Genomic DNA, 19,797 nt, shown 5'->3' on the forward strand with positions numbered 1-19,797 from the left:
ACAACCATTTGGTTGTAGGTTGTCAAGGAGCCGGCGGAGCCCGGCTTGGATCAGACCACCGGGAACCAGTAGTCGAGGGTGTCCTCGACGCCGCCCCAGTCGATGCCCATCCAGTCGGTGAAGAACTCCTCGATCTTGCCGAAGGCGTTGTAGATCATCTCCACGATCGAGTTGAACAGTCCTACGAACACACCGCTTTCGATCAGCCCGCCGCTTGTCAGCGCACTGATCCAGGTGCTGAACTCGTCGATGTCGCCGGAGAGGCTGATGTTGGTGATCAATCCGTCGGTGCTGAAGGTGTGGTTGGCGACCTCTTCCGGCGTGAGGCCCAAGTACATGACGTGCTCCCAGAGCAAGCCGAGCATGGAGTTCGACGCGTAGTCGGCAACCGGATCGCCGGGGAACTCGTAGATGGTGGTGGTGAAGGCGTCGTTGGGGGTATGGAAACCGTTCAGCAGTGGGTAGAGGTCGGAGTTGTCGGTGGTGCCGGAGGGATCGGACCACACGCCGGTCGTACTGGAGGGATCACCGATGAAGACGAAGTGCAACGCCCCCGGCGGGATGACACCGTCATGGGCCAACTGGGCCATCGCGATCGAGCCGGCGGTGGCGCCCTGCGAGTAGCCGAAAATCCACAGCGGGTTCTCGGCGTCGTAGGCGCCGGGGTTGGCGGCAAATTCGGCCTCCACTGCCTGGACGATCAGTGCCGCTCCGGCGAAACTACTGTGCCCCTGCAGGATGAGTTGCGGGGTGGTCAGCACCTGCAGCGCGGAATCGCAGTCGGGGGAACCGATCACGCACACGCTCGCGTCGTCGCCGGCGTCGAAACCCAGCGGCTGAAGGAAGAGATCCGCGGCAGTGTGGGCGAACTGCGCCGACGGCGTGGTCAGCATAGTCCCGCCGACGAAGATCGCGGTATCGGCCAGCAGGGCTACTTCTAGCGCGTGCGTCGCTTGGACGACAGGAGTTCCGACGACGCCGGCCGCGATCACGCTCGCGGCAGCAAGCGGCGCGAAAACCTTGGTTGCGATCATTTGCAGAACCCCTAAGGCTTACGTATGAGCTAGGAAAGAAAACATGAAGAACCAATAGTGGCAGCCCTGCCGAGGGTGCGTCAATGGGAGCGCCCCGCTGGAATTGCCTTCGCTGGCGACGTGCGTACTTAGGGAGCGGGTTCTTCGTCGGTCGGCCTGATGGCCGATATCAACTCCTCGCCGGTGAGGCCGTGACTCGTGGCCATCATCTTTTCGAGGTATTGGGTGACCGCGTGGACCGAATGGTCCGTCAGCGCATCGGCGAGCGCCTTATTGACCGCAAGAGCGCCCAATTCGCGCACGTCGGCGATGGACGCTGCTACTTCGGAGTGCTGGTCGGCCGGCGCTATCCAGCCCTCGCCGTAGTGCTCGATCAGCTTGCCGCTGAGTTCGTCGACTATCTCTTTGGCCAACTGCTCGACCGTGTCGACGGTGGTTTTGCGAACGGCGACAAGGACACGGAGATAGAAGTGCTGGTCTTTGGCGGCGGCGACTATCGCCGCGATCTCGGGGTCCACGATGACGAGGCCACCGTCCGCCTCGCGCGCGATTCCGTAGGCAACGAGCTCCCGCGCAAGCTGGCTCGCGGGGTCCACGAGCAGCGGCTGTGGGGTTTCCGGCACCGCCTTGGCCGCGGCTGGCACCGAGTACCAGGGCGCAGTCACCGCTTGCTGTAGACCGGTGCTGTCTACCAATTCCTGAAGCCCCAAGATGTCGACAAGATCGTGGCGATTCGCCAGGCCTTCCAGAAAGGTTTGGATATGGGTGAGGGCGTAGCCCTTCTCCAACAGCTCGGCGATCATTCGCAGTTGGAAGAGATGGTTTTCGTCGTAAACCGCCACGCGCCCTTCGCGGTGAGGAGGGGGAAGAAGTCCGCGACCTTGATACGCCCGAATGTTGCGCGACGACACTCCGGTTAGCTGCGCCAACTCGTCAAGGCGATATTCAGCCAACTCCGCATCCTCTGTCGCGTCGAACTCTCTGAACAAGACAGGCACAGTTCATGCTGGCACCGTCGGCGTCACATTTTACCGGCGCACCCGCAGGCACGAGACTGCATACGCGCGCGGACGAGCACGGCATCGCGTCACTTCATTGCGGGTCCATCACGTTTTGGGCAAAGCCCATTGCGCGGGTGGTCAGCGCCGGAGCCATACGCTTGATCCGCCAGCCCAGCCAGGCATCGGGTTGCGGCATGACGTAGAGCCGGCCGGCGTCGTTGGCATCGAGCGCTTTGCGTGCGATGACTTCCGGATCAGTCCCCCGTTGCTCGATCATGTTGGCCGCATAATCAGCGGGCTTGCCCGCGATGCGCCCGTCGCGGGCGACGTTGGTCTTGACGAAGGTGGGACACACCACGGTGACGTGGACCCCGGTACCGATCATCTCGGAACGAAGGGTCTCCGACACCGAGAGCACCGCGGCCTTGCTGGCGCTGTAGGCCGCCATCAACGGCGCCGCGGAGTAGGCCGCCGCGGACGCGATGTTGATTATGCCGGCGCGCTTCTGCGGCCGGAGTCGCGGCGCAAAGACCTCACAACCGTGCACTACACCAAGGAGATTGATGCCCAACACCCAATACCACTCGTCGAATCCGATCTCGCCGATCTGGTGGCCGCCTGCCCCGACGCCGGCATTGTTGACCACCAGAGTGGGTGAAGCACCGAACTTCTGCTCTGCCGTCACCGCCAGCTTCTCAACATCCTCTCGCTGGGAGACGTCGCAGACAGTCGGGAATGCGTTGCCGCCGAGGGCTTTCACCAGTTCGGCGGTCTCCTCGGCGCGATCCGCGGACTTGTCGGAGCAGACGACCATTGAGTTGCGGCGCGCCAGCTCCAGGGCAAATGACCGCCCGATGCCGCTGCCCGCGCCGGTGATGACCGCACAGGCCGAATGTGAGATCTTCGCGGTCGAGCCCCAGGCGATCATCCGATTCGCGTCCTTTCCGAGGCGGTCGGGACCCCAGAGCGTGCCCCCACCAGTGCCGTGGGGTCGCCGGTGGCCACATAGTCCTGCAATTCGAGGTCGTCGAGCAGGCGGCGGAACGTCGTGGCGAACCCGGGGAACATGGTGGCGTTGAAGCCGTCCTCGGTGAGATACCAACTGCTACAGCCTCCGGAGTTCCAGGTGGTCTTTTCCAAGCGACGCTGGAGCCACTGGTTGTAGGTCTGCTGGGCTTCCGCACAGACATCGATGGAAGTGAGCCCGCGCGCCGTCAGCAGGGCGATCATCCGCACCGCATAGTCGATCTGGGCTTCCATGTAGACCAGCGCTGAAGTATGGCCCGGGCCGGAATTCGGTCCGAACGTGAAGAACAGGTTCGGATATCCGGCGACACTGACACTCTTGTAGGCGAAGGCACCGCCGGCCCACTCCTCGTTGAGGGAGCTGCCGTTGTGCCCAGTGATCTGAATCGGCGGAGCCGTCTTGGTCGCTTCATAGCCGGTCGCGCAGACGATGACATCTGCCTTGTGCTCGATTCCCTCACACGTCATCACCCCGGTCGCACCGATCCGTGCGATCGGCCACGAGATGAGTTCACAGTTAGGCGCCTGCAGCGCCCTGTAGTACTCGTCGGAGACGAGCATGCGTTTGCAGCCGGGCCGGAAATTCGGGGTGAGACGACGGCGCAGCCACCGATCCTGCACTTGGTTTGCCAGGTACCGCCTCCCGGCGAAGGCCACCGCCGAGGTCAATGCGGTGTTCCACACAACCGCCAGCGCCCCGGCCTCGGACACGCCCAGCAAGGCGGAGCGGGCGGCTCGCTGCGTGACCGGGACTTGCGCGTAGAGCCGGCGAACCCACGACGGAGTTGCCCGGTTGGCGCGGGGGTATACCCAGCCGGGCGTGCGCTGGAAGACCCGGACCCTCTTGGCTTTCCTGACCAGTTCTGGAATGACCTGCACAGCAGTCGATCCCGTCCCAATGACGGCCACCGTCTTGTCGCTGAAGTCGAGCTCGTGATCCCACCGCGCGGTGTGAACCACCTGGCCATCGAAGGAGTCGATCCCATCGATGTTGGGCAACGACCATTGGGCCAGCGGCCCATAGGAGGCGATAACTGTACGAGCCCGGAATTCATCGGTCGCGGTGCGGATCAGCCACTCGTGGCGGCTGTCATCCCACGACACGGCGCAGACATCCTGGTTGAACTCGATGTGCTTGCGCAGACCGCGCCTGTCGACGATATCGACGATGTACTGCTGGATCTCCGCGCCGCTGGCATACGTCTGACTCCACAGCGGGTTCGGCTCGAATGAGTAGGAGTACAACAGTGATGGCACATCGCACGCCACGCCCGGATAGGTGTTGTCTCGCCACGTGCCGCCCACCTCGGAGGCCCGCTCCAACACGATGAAGTCATCGATTCCCTGGTCCAGCAAGCGAATTGCCGCGCCCAGGCCGGCGAATCCGGCGCCGATGACGGCCGTGGTGACCGTTGTGTCCCGTGGAGCCGGCGTGGTCATATCGCCGCCTTCCAGGTCAGCTCGTCCGACCAGCTCGGGGGCGACGGGCGCCGCTCGGGCGGAATCCGATCGCCCATCTTGATCAGTGCCCGCTCGACGCGCGCCAGGACGGGGTTGCGCTCCATGGTGAGAAACGACGCGGCGCGGACAGCCTTGTACATGATGTTGTTGTTCAGACGCGGATCCCGGACGCTCGCTTTGCGATAGCGCTCCATGGACGCCGACAGCCGAGATCCATCCATGCCCAGGTCGAAGAGTTCTTCACGCATCGACGCCAGCAGCGGCAGCACACCGAGCAGGTGCTGCAGGCGCACCACGCCCAAGGCGCTCAGTCCCTTGAACAGCACATACAGCATTCGGCGGGCGGGCGCTGCCGACAGCATCCCCATCACGTGGAAGCCCACGGCCAAATGCCGTGATTCGTCGGCGTTGACTTTGTTGAGCACCACGTGCAGGAGCGGATCTTTGATCTCGTCGGTCAGAAACTTCAGCAATGCCCCGTCGAGGGCCACCTCGAGCATCGGGATGGACGTCGCGTGGTATTCGAAGGGCATGCGGTCAGCGGTCTTGTCCACCATGTCCAGCGCGTAGGCGATCTGGGCTTTCGGCAGCGGAACTTCGTCGCCGTCCAGCAGGCCCCACCGCCTCATCAGGGCCAGTTCGGCGTTGGCGTGCTTCTGCTCTTCGGCGTGGAAGTACTTGTAGATCTCTCGCAGGGTGTCATTGGGGGCGTTCTCGGCCATACCGGCGAAGGCGCGGGCGCCGAGGTGCTCGATCCACATCAAGTCGGCCATGAAGATCTTCAGCTTCGGCTTCTGGTCCTCGGTGACCAACTCCGCGCCGGGGGCGTCCCAGTCGATGTCCTGCAGCATCCACTGTCGGCTCTTGATCTTTTCCAGGGTTTTTTCCAGATCCAGCGTCGTCATCGCCTTCGTCCTGTCTTTTTGTTGAAGGAAGTTCGCTGCTTGCGGCGTGCGTCCAGGGCAGCCGGCGCGGCATCGCCGTAAGTGTCTGCGCCGAATGGACCATTTGTCAATGGGACCATGCCAGTTGTCACTGTCAACGACAGCGGAGCGGCTAGCATCCATTGACTAGGGCCGGAGGCCCCTGCCATGATCGCCCTCAGGTTTAACTTTGGATCTCCTCGCGCGATTCTTAGTTCTCCCCATCGAACTTCGTCGCGCGCATGATTCGGAAGGCGGCAAGCCCAGTGGCGTCGTCCATGCTCTGCGCACCGATCGTGGTTGCCGGCATCGTGGCAGGCGGTGTGCTCGCCGCACCGGTGGTGCACGCCGCGCATGCCAACGTCGACTTGCACGTTGAGGTGGACCTGCTGGCCGATACCGCGATCTTCGTCGGCCCGACGATCCTGTCGACGCCCTCTGCCACATTCGCCCGGACCGCTGCCGATCTCTTCCTGCGGCCGTTGGGTTTTGACGGTGGCGACGACCCGGCCTCGTGTCTGATCGGGTCTGCCGCGTGTGACGCGCCGCTGCAGCTATTGGCCACCCCGGGTCTGATCCAGGTCGGCCACAGCAGTTTCGCCGGTGCGGCCGAGATCGTGCGGACGGTGCAGGCCGAGCTCGCCGCCAATCCGGGCGCCTACGACGCCGAGCACCCGTTGTGGATTTTCGGCTACTCGCAGGGCGCCACGGCCGGCTCGATCGCGATGGCGCAGTTGGCCCACGACGGCGTCGACCCCGAACTGCTGCACTTCGTGTTCATCGGCGACCCGACCGCCCCGGATGGCAAGTATCCGCATATGGAGGACGACGGCTCGGCGCACAGCAACTTCTCCGACAGCTGGATGCTGTACGGCAAGGAGACCCCGAACGACGCCTTCCCGACCACGATCTACACGATCCCCGGTGACCCCAACGCCGACTACACCTCCACGTCACCGTACGGCGATTTCTACGAGCACATGATGTATCTGGGGCTTACCCCCGATCAGGTGGCCAACCACTCCGCCACCACCGACGACCTGCTCACCACCATCAACATCTCTACTGACTTCGACCAGTTCGGCGCCTGGCTCAACGCGTGGGGTCACGGGCTGGCCGACAGCAGCTGGTGGGACGGCCTGTTCTACTCCGCCGTGGCGTTCGTCTACAGCGCCTTCGGCAAGCTCGAGGATTTCTTCGGCGACTGGATGGGTCTGGACTGGGGCGGGTTCGAGGAAACCCTGGACTACTGGTTCCCGACGGTCTGAAACATCCCGCTTCGCAAATGATTTGGAAAGGTGGCACGCCAGTGACGAAAGGGCGCCCCATGACGCTGACCAAGGCCTTGGCGCCGATCGCGGTTGCGAGCACGGTGGCGGGCGGTGTGTTGTCCGCCCCGGTGGTGCACGCCACGCATGTCGACGTGAGCCTGCTGGCCGACACCGCGATCTTCGTCGGTCCCACGATCCTGTCGACACCGTCGGCGACATTCGCTCAGACCGCGGCGGATCTCTTCCTGCGGCCGCTGGGCTTCGACCTCGACGACGACGCGACCGCATGCGTGGTCGGCTCCGCGGGATGCGACGCGCCGCTGCTACTGCTGTCCACCCCCGCACTGGTTCAGCAGGGCCACAGCAGCTTCGTCGGGGCGGCCGAGATCGTGCGGGAGGTGCACGCCCAGCTGGCCGCCAACCCGGACGCCTACGACGCCGAGCACCCACTGTGGGTATTCGGCTGGTCGCAGGGCGCCACGGCCGGTTCGATCGCGATGGCCCAGCTGGCCCACGAGGGCATTGACCCGTCGCTGCTGCACTTCGTGTTCATCGGCAACCCGCTGGATGCCGGCGATGACTTACAGGGAATAGGAGGCGGCGGCTCCTCCTCCGGCGACTTCTTCGACATCGGTCTGTTGTCCGGTCTGCACACCCCGACCAACGCGTTCACCACAACCGTGTACACGATCCCCGGCGACCCGGTCGCCGACCACACGTCCACCTCCGCGTTGGGGATCCTCTACGAGCACATGATGTACCTGGGGCTCACGCCCGATCAGGTGGCCAACCACGCAGCGACCATCGACGGCATGCTCACCGACATCAACATCTCCGGCGACTTCGACCAGTTCGGCGCCTGGCTCAACGCCTGGCCCCACGGCCTGATCGACAGCGGCTGGTGGGAGGGCCTGTTCTACTCGCTGGTGGCGTCCTTCTACAGCGCCTTCGGCAACATCGAGGACTTCTTCGGTGACTGGCTGGGCATCGACTGGGGCGGCGTCGAGGACACTCTCGACTTCTGGTTCCCGGCGGAGGCATAGCGCCGCCCTCCTTGCAGCTGGCTACCGTCGATGCTGTGACAGTGTCGCGATCGCGCGTCAGGCGGGCCTGCGCCGTGGGAGGTGTCGCGCTCGTACTCGGTGCGGTCCCGTCATGCACCCACCCGGGGCATCCGCCCCCGCCGCCGGCCAGCGCCCCGTCCGCCACGACGCCCGTCATACCTCGCGCGGATGCGCCCTACCTACCTCGCGAGGAGCTGGTCGCGCCGATCTCTGCGCTGATGAACGATGCGATCGCGGTTCCCCGGCTGCCGGGTGCGGTCGTCCGGGTCGGGCACGCCGGCACGATCGCCTTCAGCCAGGCTTTCGGCGCGCGCAGGCTCGCAGACGAACCCGCTCTCGACGGCTCGCCCGCACCGGCCGAGCCGATGACCGAGGACACGATCTTCGACATCGCGTCGTTGACGAAATGTCTCGCCACGACCGTCGCGGTCCTGCAGTTGTACGAACAGGGCCGGGTCGGAATCGACGAACCCGTCCAGACCTACCTGCCGGAGTTCAACGAGACCAACGACCCCCGACGCGCCCAGGTGACGTTGCGCATGCTGCTCACCCACACCTCGGGCATCGGGGGCGATTTGAGCCACCAGGGGCCGTGGGGCCTGACCGAGGCGGACAAGGCCGGTGGTGTTCATCGGGCACTGACCGCACCGCTGGAGTTCAGCCCCGGCGAGCTCTTCCACTACTCGGACATCGGTTTCATCATCCTGGGCGTGCTGGTCGAGACGATGACCGGCCAACCGTTGGACACCTACGTGCAGGACAACGTCTTTGCGCCACTGGGCATGACCGACACCCGCTACCTGCCCGCCACCAAAGCCTGTGGCCCCCACCAGATCCGCGGTACCGCCATTGCATTGGACCCGAGGGCATCGCAGCGCGACGAGTGCCCGGTAGGCAGCTGGAGCACCGACCTGTTGGCCCGCATCGCGCCAACGGCGCATGACGAAGACACCCCCGAGATCAACCCCGACTTCGATCAACTGCTGCGCGGCACAGTCAACGACCCGACCGCACGCCGCATGGGCGGGGTGGCCGGCAGCGCCGGAGTGTTCTCGACCGCCGCCGATATCGGCAGGTACGCCCAGGCCCTACTCGATCGGCTCGCCGGGCGCCCGAGTCCCTTTCCGCTGCGGCAATCCACCCTGGAATTGATGACGACACCCCAGCAACCCGGGCACGATCCGGCGCAGCTGGAGGCCGCGAACGCCGCTGCGCAACAGGCCAATGCAGCGACGCCTAACAGAGCCGATCCCCTGCTCGCGGCGAACTATCCGGCGATCAGCGGACAGGATCTCCGTGGTTTCGGCTGGGATATCGATACGCCGCACTCCCGGCCGCGCGGGATGATCTTTCCGATCGGCAGCTTCGGGCACACCGGGTTCACCGGAGTGACGCTGTGGATCGACCCCGGGTCGGAAACCTACGTGATCGTGCTCGCCAATGTGATCCATCAGCGCGGCGGTCCGCCCATCGCCGGGCTCAGCGGCGACGTGGCCACCGTGACCGGCCGGGCGCTGCACCTGTACGGCAGCTGACGGGCCAACTTCCACCCGTGGTCACAGGCGGCCCCGAGCACCTGGCGATAATGGCCAGGTGGCCGATCGCAACGCTCCCGCTATCCCCGTCATCGCGCTGACGGGGTTTCTCGGGGCGGGCAAGACCACGCTGCTCAACCATGTGCTGCGGGCCCCCGGCGCGCGAATCGGGGTCATTATCAACGACTTCGGCGAACTCAACGTCGACGCCGGGCTCGTCACGGGCCAGGTCGATGAGCCGGTGTCGATCGCCGGTGGGTGCATCTGCCACCTGCCGGATGAGGGCGGGCTGGACGAGGCGCTGGAGAAGCTGGCCGACCCGAAGCTCGCGCTCGACGCGATCATCATCGAGGCAAGCGGGGTGGCCGAACCCGCGGATGTATCGCGGGTGATTCGGTTCAGCGGGGTGGAGCGGATACGCCACGGCGGTGTCGTCGACGTGATCGACGTGGCGGAGCACTTCGACACGGTCGATACCGAGTCGGCCCCGCCGCAGCGCTACGGCGTGGCCTCCCTGGTCGTGGTCAACAAGCTGGATCGGATCGCTGAGGACGCCCGCGAAGAGGCTCTTGCTCGGGTTGAAGCCCGTGTGCGCGAACTCAATCCCCACGCTCACGTGGTGGGGGCGATGGCCGGGCGCGTGGATCCCCGGTTGCTCTACGACATCAGCGACGGCGGCGAGTCCGGGCAGATGTCGTTTCGGGAGCTGCTTCTCGACGACGCCGGCGATCACCACAATCACACGCATGCGGACTCGGTGACCGTCGTCGGTGGCGGCGCCGTTGACCCCGGCCCCCTTATCGACCTGCTCGAGCAGCCACCGCAGGGCGTCTACCGGATGAAGGGCACCGTCGCGATCGGCAAGCGTCACTACTTGGTCAACGTCGTCGGCACGTCCGTGCACGTGGTGACCGCCCCGGCGGGTACAGCGGCCAGCCACCTCGTCGCGATCGGCACGCATCTGGACACCGAGGACGTTCGCGCCCGGATGGAAGAGGCGCTGCGCCCGGTCCCGGGAAAGGTCGCCGCCGCCGGCATGCGACGGTTGCAGCGATTGCGGCAGTACAGCATTTAGCCGGCACCGCTACGCTGCGAAATGGACCTCTCGATGACCGGCATCAGGCCGTGAGCCAGTCGCGGGGTCCGGTCAGGAGAGGTTGTGGAGAACGAGGCGCGCATGCAGCCCTTCGTTCCGGTGCTGTTCGTCCGAGACGTGCCGGCGAGCGCTGAATTCTTTCGGGACACGCTCGGGTTTGACATCGACTTCCTGCACGGGACACCCCCGTTCTACGGATCGGTGTCACGTGATGACGCCTGCCTACATCTTCGCTACGTTCCCAAGCCAAACTTCGCGGAACTGGCTGCGGCCGACTACTCGTTGATTCTTGGATCGATCGAGGTGTCGGACATCCAAGCACTCTTCGGCGAATTCACCCGCCGCGGTGCACCCATTTGCCAGCCTCCGACCCAGAAGCCCTGGGGTGGAACGGATCTGCATATCCGCGATCCAGACGGCAACGTCATTTCGTTCGTCGACTACGGGTAAAACCCTAAGCCACGCATCGCTCAGCCGGTGAAACCCTCTCCCGATGTCGACCGGTCGTGGTGGGTATAGGTGAGCGCCAACTGGCGATCTTTGGCGATCTTGTTCAGCATCGCGATCCGCTCGTGTGCGACAGCGCCAGTCCTTTTCCGGCTCTCGCGGATCGGATTGGACCACGGCACCCAGTCGGCCAGCATCGCGATGCGAACGTTGAGCCTGGTGAACCGCTCGAAATTCTGGACACGACGCCGGAAGTTGTAGCCCAGCGGCTCAAAGATGGTGCCCACCAACATGGCATCGATCTGCTCGAACCCGAACACGACGCCGGCCGGCGCGAACGCAACCATCGCCGTGATCTGTTTGGCGTAGTGGGATACCACCTTCCGGACCGAGGCCGGCAGGGTCCCGATCAGGGTCTCCAGGTGTTCGGGACCGGCAACCGCGTCGACGAGCTCGGCTCGCCACGGGGAGGGGTTGCCGCCGCGGGCAAGCACGTAGTTCAGCGACTTGATCAGCTCCAGGCCACTTGCCGAGTGCAAAATCTCGGGCGCACCCCACAGTCGGCCTGAGAACGAGGAGTATTCGGCGAGATCCTCCAACTGATCCTGCGTCAGCGTGCGTCCGAAAGCATGGTCTACGAGACGGCCAAGCAGCATGCCGCTGCCGAATCCCAGCAGCGACGTCACCGGAATGGGTTCTCCGTATTTGAGATACAGCTCGTCGCCCCACTTCCGCCGAAGCCCACGACTGGCCAGTGCATGCATCAGCCGCACCCGCACCACATCCTGGAAAGCCTCCGAGTGCCGGTCGAAGATCTCCGGCAACGTGAACTCGGCGAAGACGCGGGCCGTCTCGATGAAGCGGCGCGGGCCGTCGTCGGCGAATCGGCCGGTGGCCCCCGTGGCAGCGGAGATGTCGCCGGTCATCGCGGTCTCGTACACCGCCCAGCCGCGGATAATCGTGGTGGCTGCGAACGTGCTGGACATCGCCAGCATGCGGCCTCGTTCGGCGGCGACCAGGTCGAACTGTCCGGGCAGTTGATCCAGATGCTCGAACAGGTCAATGAACTCCTGGGGCGGATCGTCAACAGTGTCAATGCCCTGCGTCAGGGCCTGCTCGAAGAGCGCTCGCCCCCGCTCATGTCCGAGACGCTCAAACGCGTCGACGGCGCCGATCATGTGTTCGTCGCGTTGCCAGAAATAGTCGTCGCGCAGGCGGGTCATGTCGTTGGGCTCGACCTCTTTGTCGATGTCTATCCACGGCCCAAACATGAACTGGCGCATCTGATGCCACTGGGCGGCGAAGTAGTCACGCCCCGGTGGGATCGGCCGCAGCGGCCGATCTGGGTGATCACGTCGATTGAAATCGACATCCGCCAGCAGGATCTTCGGACGCTCACCTGTCACAGTCACGCGGGCAACCCAATCTCAGAGTATTGGCGACAAATCGCCGTAATTGTTGCACGGTGGCACCCTCGTGAAGCCCTGATTCCCCAGCGACCTCAAGTTCTTCACACCGATGCGGGCCCGATGAAGTCGACGCCCGCGCGAATCGCAGGCCGATGCCGCAAGATACGGAAATGCGCCAGCCGGCCCAGGCCCGCCGTGGTCATCAGGCGTGCGCCTGGCCATGACGCGACGACCTTCTCGCTCGTCACATAGGGAGTGTCGGGGTCATCAGGGTCGTGGATGAGCAGCAGCGGCGGGTAGTCGGTGTTCTCGGCGATCCGGACCATGTTGGTGTCCTCGAGCGGCATGCCGATACGGCGTTCCAGTCGTCGATGCAGGCCGGCGCGTATCCGCCGGCCGAAGTTGTGGCGGGCGGCGAACAGATCCAGATAGATCGGGAACTCGCCCATCGGCGCGAGGAACACCAACCGCCCGACCGTCGCGCCCCACGACGCCGCGAAGGCGGTCGCGTTACACCCGAGGGAATGGGCGACCACCGCGCGGGCCGGCCCGTGTGTCCGGATCATCGCTGCCACCGCTTCGGCGCATTCGATCGCGGTGGTGCGCCCGGGTGCCAGTACGCCCGGATCGGACTCGTTATGGCTGGGCAGGTCGAACGCGATAACCCGGTACCCGGATTCGACGAGGGGTTTGATGAACATGCCCAGGTGTGGGCGCCGCCCGCCCCAGCCGTGCACGAGGTAGACCGGCGGCCCTTCGCCCCAGGACTCGCCGACGATCCGGTGCCCGTCCCAGTGCGCTTCCAGCGGCTGGCCGGGCGGGACGCCGGGCGGCATACGCAGGCTGGACTCGAGGACCGGTGGGGTGCACCACAGCTCAACCGCCCAGCGCGACCCGATGGCGGGCGCGACTCGCTCCAGTAGCCAGAACAGCCGACGCACCCGCGGGCTGACCGGCGGTTGGACACCGGAGCCCTCTACGTCGAGAACGATGGGGCTCGCAGAAGCGCCGTCCTCGGCACTGACTTGCAGGTGATTCGTTGGGTCGGGCACCTATCGAGGTTAGCGAGACGATGCAGTCTGGGCCATCGTTCCAGCTGGTAGCCGCTATTCGTGGCGACGCTCAGCCAAACGATCGCGGTTCCCAGACGGGTCTGCCGTCACGACCTGCCTTTCGCGCCAAGCGATGATTGCGGCCCCGAAGTAGGCGAAGCTGCAATACCGATTCGGTCCAGAATGTCCGACGAGGGGATGAGGTCCACGTCGAGTGGAACAGCTTCTTGGTCGCCGCCAACGCATCTGGGGATCGCTCGGCGAGTTGTGCCGCCAACTCCTGGGCGGCGGCAACGGGCTCGTCGGCAACTGAGGTCACCAGCCCGTACCCGAGGGCGTCGGTACCCGAGAACACCTCTGCCGTCATGGTCAGGCGTTTGGCCACATCCATGGGAAGCAGCTCGCGCAAGGTGACGGCTCCGGTCATGTCGGGGATCAGGCCCCACTTGGCCTCCATGATCGAAAGCTTGCAGTCCGGCGTCGTGATGCGGAAGTCGGCAGCCAAGGCCAACTGCAGGCCTCCTCCATAGCAATGGCCGTGCAGCGCGGCGATCACCGGAACCGGCAACTCGCGCCAGGCCCAGCAGGCCTGCTGAAACAGGTTGGTCTTCTGACCGGGCAACTTGCCGAAGTTGCGGACGCCGGCCAGCCCGGAGAGCTTCGCTCCGGCAAAGTCGAGCCCGGTGCTGAAGGCCCGGCCGTCGCCACACAGGATCACCACGCGCACCGAACGGTCACGGGCCAGCCGATCGGGGACCGATGCCAGTGCTTGCAGCATCGGCAGATCAAGGCTGTTCATCTTGTCCGCCCGGTTCAGCGTCACGTATGCGATGCCAGCGATGACCTCAACCGTGATGCGTTCCTGTGCCATCGCGACAGGATAGAGCTAGCGGCCCCGGGCCGGACAGGCCTGCGTGTAGGGCAGGGATGTGGCGGCCGTCGCCGCGCGCGGGTCACTTCACGTTGGCGAACGACAAAGTACGGTTTGTCCATCTTCGCTGCATCTCGACAGCTGTAGGTGTCAGGCTCCGTGTCATATGGCGTTGTCCCGACCTGCGACGATACCGGTTATCTCACGTGATGCCACCGCGCCTTGTCTCAAGCTAGTGTCATTTCTTCGCAGTGCCCCGCCGGCGACCTAACCGGCGCGATCGAGATCATTTACGCCAGGCGCGTTGTCTTCCCTTGTCCTGTCACGTGACGGTGATGAGATCACGCCATGTCTTGAGGGGTCGCGCAATTGAAGCGGGCGCTTCGCGCGAGGCTGCGTGAATTTCTGCGGGGTCTAGCGTAGGCGGAATGGGTTTGTTCAGTCATGAGGAATTCCGGGATCCGGCCGACGGCGTTGGTGGCGGCGATCGTGGTGGGGTTGTCGAGCGAGCTCGGCGTGCTGAGTTGGGCCAGTACGGGGTTGATGAACCTGTGGTGGTGGGTCCGGGGTTGCCGCCTGAGGATGGTTCTTGCGGTCAGTTCGCTGTTCAGTTTCACGTGTCTACGTCAATGCTGGTCGGGTTGAAACGTATTGCGGATATTCGTGGGGTGAGCGTGCCGGAGGTATGCCGGCAAGTGATCGGTGTGTTTGTCGCCCAGCAGGAGGGGGAGCTGGGTGCGTTGCTTGCTGCCGAGTCCGAGGCGGCTGATTACCGGCCGAGTTTGGAGCAGGCGTAGTCGTCGCCAACACAACAACGGGCTTCCTTGGTGGAACGCCGACCGTCCTCACGTATGCACATATCTGTACGACACGGTCGTGAGACATATGACAAGGACATGACACCGGCGCTGAGAATATGACACGCAGCGTGAGACCCTACAAAGCTGCAGGTTCTCAGTGCGCCATATTCGTAAACCGCGACAAATGCAGTTGGTGCGCAACGGTAATCGTCTTCGTCGGGCCGTTACGGTGCTTGGCCAAGATCAGGTCCGCCTCACCGCCGCGCGGATCGTCACGCTCGAACGCATCGGGCCGGTGCAGCAGGATCACCATGTCGGCGTCCTGCTCAATGGCACCGGATTCACGAAGGTCGGCCAACATCGGCTTCTTGTCGGTGCGCTGCTCGGGACCACGGTTCAGCTGGCTCATGGCGATCACTGGAACCTCGATCTCCTTGGCCAAAAGCTTGAGGTTACGGGAGAATTCGGAGACTTCCTGCTGGCGTGACTCGACCCGCTTGCCCGACGTCATCAGCTGCAGGTAGTCGATGACCACCAGCCGCAGGTCGGCCTTCTGCTTCAGGCGGCGGGCTTTGGCCCGGATCTCCATCATGGTCAGGTTGGGCGAGTCGTCGATATACAGTGGCGCCTCACTGATTTCGCTCATCCGGCGCGCCAACCGGGTCCAGTCGTCATCGCTCATCCGGCCCGAGCGCATGTCGGCGAGTTTGATCTTGGCCTCGGCCGACAGCAACCGCATCACGATCTCGGACTTGCTCATTTCCAGCGAGAAGATGACGCTGGACATCCGGTGCTTGATCGAGCACGAGCGCATGAAGTCCAGGCCCAGGGTGGAGTTGTGGGTCGGGACCATGGCTTCGCTGGCTAGATACATGTGGCTGTCGTTGTCCACCTCGACGCAGCGCACCGGCACGCTGGCCACCGGGCGGGCGGCCACGATGAACCGGGAACCCGAGCGCGCCGTGCCTTTGACCGTTCGGCGTTCCTTGTGCGCGATCACCTTGCGCTCCAACGCGAAAACCTCGTCGTCGGTGGTGAAGTTCAAGGTGTAGGCGGTGCTGGTTGACTCAGAACGTCCGTGCACGCGCTTGGTGGCGGTCTGGCAGCGGTAGCCGAGGCTGACCACCAGCTCCGCGACGTCGCGGGCCAGCCGGCGGTCAGTCACCGAGAATTGCACCGAACCGCTGGCCGTCACGGTTCCGTCGGTGTCGAGAAGTCCCGCCAGCAGTTGCCGGCGCTGGGCTTCCGAGCCGCGCAGGTACTCCGTCGGGATGTGCTTGTTACCCAGCACACCGATGGTGCGCAGCCCGGCCTGCAGCATCTCCCCGGAGACGCTGAACCCCTCCGCCTCGATCCGCATAATGATCTCGGGATCGGCCGTGGTGATCTGTGCCGCCGCGCTGGTGCCGTCGCCGAGCCACGCACCCAGCGTGTAGGGCGGGACCAGGAATTCGCGCTCGGGCAGATCAAGTGCTTGGGCGTTGGTGACCGAGTGGTTCAGCCGTTGGTCTGCGGTGTCGCAGCGCAGCGTTGCGGCGATCTCCGCGGTGGTCCGAATCGCCGCGAAGGTGCGCTGATTCTTGTAGCGGTTGTATCCGGCCGCCGCGGCCTGCGCCGACTTTCGCGATGCCCGCGTATCGGTCAACCACTGGTGCTCGGCGTCGGCGATGATGACGGTGCCATCGGAGAACTCGACCTCGTAGCACGGCCGATCCGTCATCACCTCGGTGGCGGCGACCACCCGGGTGGGCTTGCCGTCGGGGCCCAGCAGCAGATCACCGACCGCGACCTCGCCCATGGTGGTCCACCCGGTCGGGGTGGCCAGCAGCGTCTTGAGCGAGAGCGCCTTGCCCATACCCGGCCTCGCCGCCACCACGATCATCTGGCCCGGGTGCAGTCCGTTGGTCACCTCGTCGAGGTCGGTGAAGCCGGTCGGCACACCGCGCGCCACCCCGCCGTGCGAGGCGATTGCGTCGATCTCGTCCATGGTGGGCTGCAGCAGGTCTTCGAGTGGGACGAAATCCTCGGAGGTCCGCCGCTCGGCGACCTCGTAGATCTCGGCCTGGGCCCGGTCCACGATCTCGGCGACATCGGCGCCCTCGGCGCCCGCGTAGCCGTACTGGACCACCCGGGTGCCGGCCTCCACCAGCCGGCGCAGGATGGCTTTCTCGGCGACGATCGTGGCGTAGTAGCCGGCGTTGGCCGCGGTGGGGACCGTGGAGATCAGCGTGTGCAGGTACGGGGCACCGCCCACCCGGCGCAGCAGGCCGCGGCGGTCGAGCTCGGCGGCCACGGTGACCGCGTCGGCCGGCTCACCGCGCCCGTAGAGGTCCAGGATCGAGTCGTAGATGTTCTGGTGCACCGGGCGGTAGAAGTCCGCCGGTCGCAGCCGCTCCAGCACGTCGGCGATGGCGTCCTTGCTCAGCAGCATGCCCCCGAGCACCGACTGCTCTGCGGCCATGTCCTGGGGCGGTTGGCGGCCGACGTCCTCGCGTGGCGGCTCTTCAAGCTCAGAGTGCCCACGGTCGTCGACTACTGCCATGCGCCCCTCCTCCTCCACTGGCACGATCGAATGATTATTCGGCGCTAATTAGGCCGAACATATCCGGTGGCTGTGACATCTCTGGCCACCCCCTTGTGCCGTGCCGCGTTGACGGTAGGCGTTGCTGGCGGCCGTACAAAACGAGCTTGTTAACAAAGGTGTGGATTAAGTGTGCACACCGGTCCCCCATTTGTTTGGGACGGTGGGGAAGACTTGTGGATTGCGCTTCTCACCCGGGTTATCCGCGCAGGTAAGGGCCGTAGCGAGGGGCGTTTTGATTGTGGAAGACAATCTCTTCGGCGTGTCGTCGGAGGTTGCCGCCTTGGGCGTGTTGCTTTGCAGACAGGTAGACGCGATTCCACATCAAGGTAAACGACCCGCCCTCACAGACGGGCCCAAAAGTTAGCCAGCACTAACCCGGGCCGACCGCCATCCGAACACAGCAAAGCCCCGGCCGCGCCAATCAGGCGCTGCCGGGGCTGCTGAGGTACGTGCTTAGTTTGCCGCGGCGACGTCGAGTGTGACGTCGACGTTCACGTCGGGGTGCAGGTGCACCGACACCGGGTGGCTACCGACGGCCTTGATGTGGGCCTTGGGCAGCCGGACGATCCGCCGGTCCAGGTTCGGCCCGCCGGCCTTCTTGATGGCGGCGACCACGTCAGCGGCGGTCACCGAGCCGAACAGCTTGCCCGAGTCGCCCGAGGTCTTCACCGGCAACGTGACCGGGCCCAGCGCCTGCAGAGCTTCCTTGAGCTCCTTGGCGTGGTCCAGGTCGCGCACCTGCTTGGTCTCGCGGGCACGACGGATGTCGTCGGCCTGCTTCTGCGCGCCGCGCGTGGCGACGATGGCCAGCCCCCGCGGGAGCAGGTAGTTGCGGCCGTATCCGTCCTTGACCTCGACGGTGTCTCCGGCCGCTCCGAGGTGGTCCACCTCAGCGGTCAAAATGAGCTTCATCGTTTCGTACTTTCTCCAAGATTGAGTGGTCGGCTAGCGCGCCGACGAGGTGAAGGGCAGCAACGCGACCTCGCGGGCGTTCTTCACCGCGAGCGCGACGTCGCGCTGGTGCTGAACGCAGTTGCCGGTCACACGACGGGCGCGGATCTTGCCCCGCTCACTGATGTAGGTGCGCAGCAGCGAGGTGTCCTTGTAGTCGATCACCTGCTTCTTGTTGGAGCAGAATGCGCACTTGCGAGCCTTGATCGGCTTCTCAGGAGCCGGGCGCCGCTTGTTGGATTTGGCCATCTACCTATCTCTTTCGTGCTGTGGTTCGTTTGTCAGAAGGGCGGCTCGTCGTCGGCGCCACCGAAGGAGCCGGACGCCGGAGCACTGCCCCACGGGTCTTCCGCGGGCGGGCCGGACGGAGCGGAGGGGGCTGACATGCCGCCGCCCCCGCCGAAGCCGCCTCCGCCGCCGCCGCGGCTGACCTTGTTGATCTTGGCGGTGGCATACCGCAACGAGGGGCCGACTTCGTCGACCTCCACCTCGTAGACGGTGCGCTTCTCGCCCTCGCGGGTCTCGAAAGACCGCTGCCGCAGCCGCCCGGTGACGATCACCCGCGATCCGCGGGTGAGGCTCTCGGCAACATTCTCGGCGGCCTCGCGCCAGATGTTGCACCGAAGGAACAGCGCGTCGCCGTCCTTCCACTCATTGCTCTGCCGGTCAAAGACCCGCGGAGTGGACGCCACCGTGAAGTTGGCGACCGCCGCCCCCGAGGGGGTGAACCGCAGATCAGGGTCCGCGGTCAGGTTTCCAACGACGGTGATCGTGGTGTCACCTACAGCCACGGGGCCCTCCTAGGATCGGTGTCAGCGCTTGAGTGCTGCATTCGCAGCTGAGCCTACGCAACGGCCGGCCCAACCTGCTACGACTTGTCGGTCCGCATCACCTTGGTGCGGAGCACCGACTCGTTCAGGCTGAGCTGACGGTCGAGCTCGGACACGGTGGCCGGCTCGGCCTTGACGTCGATGACCGCATAGATGCCCTCGGCATGCTTGGCGATCTCGTAAGCCAGGCGGCGCTTGCCCCAGATGTCGACCTTGTCGACCGAACCGCCGTCTTTGCGGATGACGTTCAGGAACGTCTCCAGGGACGGGGCAACGGTGCGCTCGTCGAGAGTGGGGTCAAGGATGACCATGATTTCGTATGGACGCATGGGAACCTCATCACCTCCTATGGTCGTAGTGCGGCCGTGGAGGTGTCCACGGCAGGAGGGTCGCCTGCGTCGGCAACCGGGCTAGGTTACCGGAGGCGGACCGCCGGAGTGAA

Annotated in this window: 19 protein-coding genes; 6 read left to right on the forward strand and 13 right to left on the reverse strand. The window is 64.9% G+C overall.

The annotated features are described in order from the left end of the window. Positions 1 to 50: 50 nt before the first annotated feature. The 5 genes from RCP37_RS21780 to RCP37_RS21800 all read right to left on the reverse strand — a co-directional run bounded on the left by RCP37_RS21780 (position 51) and on the right by RCP37_RS21800 (position 5,427). Positions 51 to 1,034: a PE-PPE domain-containing protein gene (locus tag RCP37_RS21780; RefSeq protein WP_308484982.1), complete on the reverse strand. Its 984-nt coding sequence runs from the start codon at positions 1,032 to 1,034 to the stop codon at positions 51 to 53. 128 nt (positions 1,035 to 1,162) lie between these two features. After that, entirely contained in the window at positions 1,163 to 2,032 is an 870-nt protein-coding gene (locus RCP37_RS21785; protein WP_308484983.1) for a MerR family transcriptional regulator, read from the reverse strand. 94 nt (positions 2,033 to 2,126) lie between these two features. Next, positions 2,127 to 2,963 (reverse strand): SDR family NAD(P)-dependent oxidoreductase, encoded by an 837-nt coding sequence (locus RCP37_RS21790; RefSeq protein WP_308484984.1) that lies wholly within the window; start codon positions 2,961 to 2,963, stop codon positions 2,127 to 2,129. Beyond that, positions 2,960 to 4,501, reverse strand: coding sequence for a flavin-containing monooxygenase (locus RCP37_RS21795; protein ID WP_308484985.1), 1,542 nt, complete (start codon positions 4,499 to 4,501; stop codon positions 2,960 to 2,962). The genes RCP37_RS21790 and RCP37_RS21795 overlap by 4 nt, the downstream gene beginning before the upstream one ends. Next, entirely contained in the window at positions 4,498 to 5,427 is a 930-nt protein-coding gene (locus RCP37_RS21800; RefSeq protein ID WP_308484986.1) for a ferritin-like domain-containing protein, read from the reverse strand. The genes RCP37_RS21795 and RCP37_RS21800 overlap by 4 nt, the downstream gene beginning before the upstream one ends. A gap of 284 nt (positions 5,428 to 5,711) precedes the next feature. Here RCP37_RS21800 and RCP37_RS21805 point away from each other — a divergent pair, with 284 nt between their 5' ends. From RCP37_RS21805 to RCP37_RS21825, 5 genes are all read left to right on the forward strand, one after another. Continuing rightward, a complete protein-coding gene (locus RCP37_RS21805) occupies positions 5,712 to 6,713 on the forward strand; it encodes a PE-PPE domain-containing protein (RefSeq protein ID WP_308484987.1) in 1,002 nt (333 codons plus the stop codon). Between the two features lie 59 nt (positions 6,714 to 6,772). Further along, positions 6,773 to 7,759 (forward strand): PE-PPE domain-containing protein, encoded by a 987-nt coding sequence (locus RCP37_RS21810; RefSeq protein ID WP_308484988.1) that lies wholly within the window; start codon positions 6,773 to 6,775, stop codon positions 7,757 to 7,759. Between the two features lie 35 nt (positions 7,760 to 7,794). Next, positions 7,795 to 9,315 carry a serine hydrolase domain-containing protein gene (locus tag RCP37_RS21815; RefSeq protein ID WP_373693084.1) on the forward strand — a complete coding sequence of 507 codons (1,521 nt, stop codon included), beginning with the start codon at positions 7,795 to 7,797 and terminating at the stop codon, positions 9,313 to 9,315. Positions 9,316 to 9,373: 58 nt separating this feature from the next. Beyond that, complete coding sequence (locus tag RCP37_RS21820) at positions 9,374 to 10,390, forward strand: CobW family GTP-binding protein (protein WP_308484989.1); 1,017 nt, start codon at positions 9,374 to 9,376, stop codon at positions 10,388 to 10,390. A gap of 84 nt (positions 10,391 to 10,474) precedes the next feature. Further along, positions 10,475 to 10,861 carry a VOC family protein gene (locus RCP37_RS21825; RefSeq protein ID WP_308484990.1) on the forward strand — a complete coding sequence of 129 codons (387 nt, stop codon included), beginning with the start codon at positions 10,475 to 10,477 and terminating at the stop codon, positions 10,859 to 10,861. Between the two features lie 20 nt (positions 10,862 to 10,881). On the opposite strand, the gene RCP37_RS21830 is transcribed toward RCP37_RS21825, so the two are convergent. The 3 genes from RCP37_RS21830 to RCP37_RS21840 all read right to left on the reverse strand — a co-directional run bounded on the left by RCP37_RS21830 (position 10,882) and on the right by RCP37_RS21840 (position 14,190). Then, complete coding sequence (locus RCP37_RS21830) at positions 10,882 to 12,270, reverse strand: oxygenase MpaB family protein (protein WP_308484991.1); 1,389 nt, start codon at positions 12,268 to 12,270, stop codon at positions 10,882 to 10,884. A gap of 98 nt (positions 12,271 to 12,368) precedes the next feature. Beyond that, the gene (locus RCP37_RS21835; RefSeq protein ID WP_308487203.1) at positions 12,369 to 13,298 is read right to left on the reverse strand and encodes an alpha/beta fold hydrolase; all 930 of its coding nucleotides are present in this window, start codon (positions 13,296 to 13,298) and stop codon (positions 12,369 to 12,371) included. A 91-nt stretch (positions 13,299 to 13,389) separates the two neighbouring features. After that, on the reverse strand, positions 13,390 to 14,190 hold the full coding sequence (locus RCP37_RS21840) for a crotonase/enoyl-CoA hydratase family protein (RefSeq protein ID WP_308484992.1): 801 nt from the start codon (positions 14,188 to 14,190) through the stop codon (positions 13,390 to 13,392). A gap of 428 nt (positions 14,191 to 14,618) precedes the next feature. Between RCP37_RS21840 and RCP37_RS21845 the strand changes: the two genes are divergently transcribed. Further along, positions 14,619 to 14,987: a hypothetical protein gene (locus RCP37_RS21845; RefSeq protein WP_308484993.1), complete on the forward strand. Its 369-nt coding sequence runs from the start codon at positions 14,619 to 14,621 to the stop codon at positions 14,985 to 14,987. Positions 14,988 to 15,144: 157 nt separating this feature from the next. Here the strand turns inward: RCP37_RS21845 and dnaB are convergent, their stop codons facing one another. The 5 genes from dnaB to rpsF form a co-directional block, all read right to left on the reverse strand. Beyond that, positions 15,145 to 17,532 carry a replicative DNA helicase gene (dnaB, locus tag RCP37_RS21850; protein WP_308484994.1) on the reverse strand — a complete coding sequence of 796 codons (2,388 nt, stop codon included), beginning with the start codon at positions 17,530 to 17,532 and terminating at the stop codon, positions 15,145 to 15,147. 495 nt (positions 17,533 to 18,027) lie between these two features. After that, positions 18,028 to 18,486, reverse strand: coding sequence for a 50S ribosomal protein L9 (gene rplI / locus RCP37_RS21855; RefSeq protein ID WP_308484995.1), 459 nt, complete (start codon positions 18,484 to 18,486; stop codon positions 18,028 to 18,030). Between the two features lie 33 nt (positions 18,487 to 18,519). Continuing rightward, on the reverse strand, positions 18,520 to 18,774 hold the full coding sequence (gene rpsR, locus RCP37_RS21860; protein WP_024442719.1) for a 30S ribosomal protein S18: 255 nt from the start codon (positions 18,772 to 18,774) through the stop codon (positions 18,520 to 18,522). 32 nt (positions 18,775 to 18,806) lie between these two features. After that, complete coding sequence (locus tag RCP37_RS21865; RefSeq protein ID WP_046285276.1) at positions 18,807 to 19,316, reverse strand: single-stranded DNA-binding protein; 510 nt, start codon at positions 19,314 to 19,316, stop codon at positions 18,807 to 18,809. Between the two features lie 77 nt (positions 19,317 to 19,393). Then, complete coding sequence (gene rpsF / locus RCP37_RS21870; protein ID WP_024442721.1) at positions 19,394 to 19,684, reverse strand: 30S ribosomal protein S6; 291 nt, start codon at positions 19,682 to 19,684, stop codon at positions 19,394 to 19,396. Positions 19,685 to 19,797: the final 113 nt, after the last annotated feature.

Origin of the sequence: Mycolicibacter sp. MU0102 (genome assembly GCF_963378105.1) — a bacterium.
Lineage (GTDB): Bacteria > Actinomycetota > Actinomycetes > Mycobacteriales > Mycobacteriaceae > Mycobacterium > Mycobacterium holstebronense.

Excerpts from the sequence above, each read along its gene's own strand:
- RCP37_RS21780 (WP_308484982.1), bottom strand. The coding sequence starts at position 1,034 with ATGATCGCAACCAAGGTTTTCGCGCCGCTTGCTGCCGCGAGCGTGATC.
- RCP37_RS21790 (WP_308484984.1), bottom strand. The coding sequence starts at position 2,963 with ATGATCGCCTGGGGCTCGACCGCGAAGATCTCACATTCGGCCTGTGCG.
- RCP37_RS21795 (WP_308484985.1), bottom strand. The coding sequence starts at position 4,501 with ATGACCACGCCGGCTCCACGGGACACAACGGTCACCACGGCCGTCATC.
- RCP37_RS21800 (WP_308484986.1), bottom strand. The coding sequence starts at position 5,427 with ATGACGACGCTGGATCTGGAAAAAACCCTGGAAAAGATCAAGAGCCGA.
- RCP37_RS21810 (WP_308484988.1), top strand. The coding sequence starts at position 6,773 with ATGACGCTGACCAAGGCCTTGGCGCCGATCGCGGTTGCGAGCACGGTG.
- RCP37_RS21840 (WP_308484992.1), bottom strand. The coding sequence starts at position 14,190 with ATGGCACAGGAACGCATCACGGTTGAGGTCATCGCTGGCATCGCATAC.
- RCP37_RS21845 (WP_308484993.1), top strand. The coding sequence starts at position 14,619 with ATGGGTTTGTTCAGTCATGAGGAATTCCGGGATCCGGCCGACGGCGTT.
- dnaB (WP_308484994.1), bottom strand. The coding sequence starts at position 17,532 with ATGGCAGTAGTCGACGACCGTGGGCACTCTGAGCTTGAAGAGCCGCCA.
- rplI (WP_308484995.1), bottom strand. The coding sequence starts at position 18,486 with ATGAAGCTCATTTTGACCGCTGAGGTGGACCACCTCGGAGCGGCCGGA.
- rpsR (WP_024442719.1), bottom strand. The coding sequence starts at position 18,774 with ATGGCCAAATCCAACAAGCGGCGCCCGGCTCCTGAGAAGCCGATCAAG.
- rpsF (WP_024442721.1), bottom strand. The coding sequence starts at position 19,684 with ATGCGTCCATACGAAATCATGGTCATCCTTGACCCCACTCTCGACGAG.